General features: G+C 57.1%; 2 protein-coding genes and 1 pseudogene. 1 reads left to right on the top strand and 2 read right to left on the bottom strand.

All coding sequences use genetic code 11. The features are described 5' to 3' along the window. Positions 1–49 precede the first annotated feature (49 nt). Positions 50–661: a TetR/AcrR family transcriptional regulator gene (locus HMPREF3056_RS03415; protein WP_070754104.1), complete on the bottom strand. Its 612-nt coding sequence runs from the start codon at positions 659–661 to the stop codon at positions 50–52. Between the two features lie 182 nt (positions 662–843). Between HMPREF3056_RS03415 and HMPREF3056_RS03405 the strand changes: the two genes are divergently transcribed. Continuing rightward, positions 844–1554 carry a GAP family protein gene (locus tag HMPREF3056_RS03405; RefSeq protein WP_046647278.1) on the top strand — a complete coding sequence of 237 codons (711 nt, stop codon included), beginning with the start codon at positions 844–846 and terminating at the stop codon, positions 1552–1554. Between the two features lie 106 nt (positions 1555–1660). Here the strand turns inward: HMPREF3056_RS03405 and HMPREF3056_RS03400 are convergent. Beyond that, positions 1661–2158, bottom strand: a pseudogene (locus HMPREF3056_RS03400) (SLC13 family permease); the annotation flags it as partial. Positions 2159–2224: the final 66 nt, after the last annotated feature.

Here is a 2224-nt window from a genome sequence, read left to right as displayed (position 1 = left end):
TCCGTGTCCAAAAAGTCCATGGACATAACACTCCAGCCCTAGTACCGTCCTAGTCTTTAGGAGAACCGGGTTCTACAATCAGCGCGAGTCCCGAAGCAAGGTCTGCCAACAACTGCTTCGCCGAGTCCACAGGAGCATTGAGGTAGTCGATCGTCAGCCCGTTGACCAGCGCAGTGACGAGGCGAGCACCTTGCTCAGGAGACAGTCCTCGGGCTAGCTTTCCGAAACGTTGCGCTGCTTCGAGACCTTCAGCCACGCGCGCCCGAAACTTCGTCACCTCGGCGTCGTATAAGTCAGCCAGCCATTCGCGCGTCGAGGCAGCAGCTCCCACTATGACCCACACAGCGGAATCCTCGCGCTGGACAGGTCCAATTGGCAAGAGTTCAGCCAGGCGACCGTGGAACGCCGCGTGAAAATCCGTCGCATCGGTTTGAGTAAGGGCCCGCGACTCCTGGCGCTGCAACGACCTGACAAAAGCTTTCGCGATGATGTCGTCCCGTTTACCCATCTGGTACTGGACAGTCCCAGGCGCGACGCCAGCCTCAGTGGCGACGTTGCGCACGCTCAGGGCATCGAGACCCTGGCTGACCATCACTCGAATGGCAGCATCAGCGATCACTGCGGCGGTGCCGGTGATGGGTGTGTTGCGATCAACGGACATGGAGCTCCAATCTTGCGTAGCTCAGATGCGATGAGCCATTCATAAGTGTAGTTGCACTCGCGCATTGCGCCTCGTACAATCGTACCAAGCCCGCGATTAATACAAACGTATGACGCTGAATTGAGGCCTCTTGCGAATCTAAGGTCAAGCTCTCCGCAAACACCCGACTACTGGAGAATTCCATGTCAGACTTCCTTCCCCTTGCTGGCCTTGCACTCGTAGATAGTTTGAGTGCAGGAACCCTTGTCATTCCTATTGCACTGATTGTTATCTGGCGACGAGTACGTTTAGGCCTATTGGGCACCTATCTCGCTACGATCGCCACGGCCTACTGCTGCCTTGGTATTGCGCTTCTATTAGGGTTCGATGCGGCAGTATCGAGGCTTTCTGGCGTAAGCGAGACTGATTGGTTCCAGTGGGTGACGCTTGTTCTGGGCGCGGGGCTTTTCATCTTCGGTGTGTTCTCGCCAAACCCCAAAAAGCCCGCGGCCACGCAGACCGCCAACGGCGAGGTGTCGAAGAGTCGGGCTTCTCGCCTTGCACGGGGCGCGTCACTGAGTGCGACCGGCATGGTGGGGCTTGCGCTAGGTGCTGCCGTCGTCGAGGCTGCGACTATGTTGCCTTACCTGGGCGCAATGGGAATTATCCAGTCTATGTCTTTCGGGTTTAGCGGCAAGGTCGCGCTTATTGCGGGTTACTGCATCATCATGGTCCTACCGGCAACTCTTATGGCTGCCATTGCAGGCGCAGCGGGGCCGGCTATTTTTCCTCGTCTGGAGCGCGCCATCCGTCGGCTGGAGTATGAGGCGAAAGTGACGTTGCTGTGGATCGCGGCAATTGTGGGAGTCTACATGGCGGCATCGAGTGCACAAGGGCTCGGATTGATCGGTTGAGTGCCAAGTTGAACGTTGAGCGATAGCGCCGATTGAAGACCCCTTCCTGCAGCGCTAGCCCCCGGCCCGTCATAACGGCGGCCGAGGGCTACGTCTTCTTCATCCCCTATCCGATGCCTACCAAGGCGGCAACAGTTGGGAGAAAGAAGATAATCAGCGCGCCGCCGATTATGTCGAAGCTGATGCCTGTGCGGATCATACGCGCGATGGAAACGCAGCCGGAGCCGTAAACGATGGCATTTTGCAGCGTGAAAATTGGAAGCATGAAGCCAAAGGTAGCGGCCATCGCCGGGATAACAGGGTCTACTCCCGCAGTCATGGCGAGTGGAACAACAACGGGCATAGTGACAGCCGCTGCCGCGGTATTACTTGTGGTCTCAGAGATGAGGATGGCCAGCAACACCGCCATGGCAGTGATGACCAGGGCACTAGATACGCCCAACATATTGTCGAGTCCGGAACCGATAGTTTCTGCTAGACCGGAGCTGCCCAGCATGGCGCCGAAGATCATGCCGCAACCAAACAATATGATGGTGCCCCAGTCAATCTTGGCCGCATCTGACCAGTCCAGGGTGTACTGCAGCTTCTTGGATTCAACGGGCAGCGCGCCCATATGACTACTTGTTCAAGCCGGTTAGAATCCAAGCACTACCCGGATTATCCAGAGAAA

Source organism: Corynebacterium sp. HMSC056F09 (genome assembly GCF_001815785.1).
Lineage (GTDB): Bacteria > Actinomycetota > Actinomycetes > Mycobacteriales > Mycobacteriaceae > Corynebacterium > Corynebacterium hiratae.
Note: the sequence above shows the minus strand (reverse complement) of the source record. Positions and strands in the feature narration are given on the sequence as shown.

Bases quoted from the DNA above. Each gene is read 5' to 3' on its own strand.
- HMPREF3056_RS03415 (WP_070754104.1), bottom strand. From the start codon at position 661: ATGTCCGTTGATCGCAACACACCCATCACCGGCACCGCCGCAGTGATC.
- HMPREF3056_RS03405 (WP_046647278.1), top strand. From the start codon at position 844: ATGTCAGACTTCCTTCCCCTTGCTGGCCTTGCACTCGTAGATAGTTTG.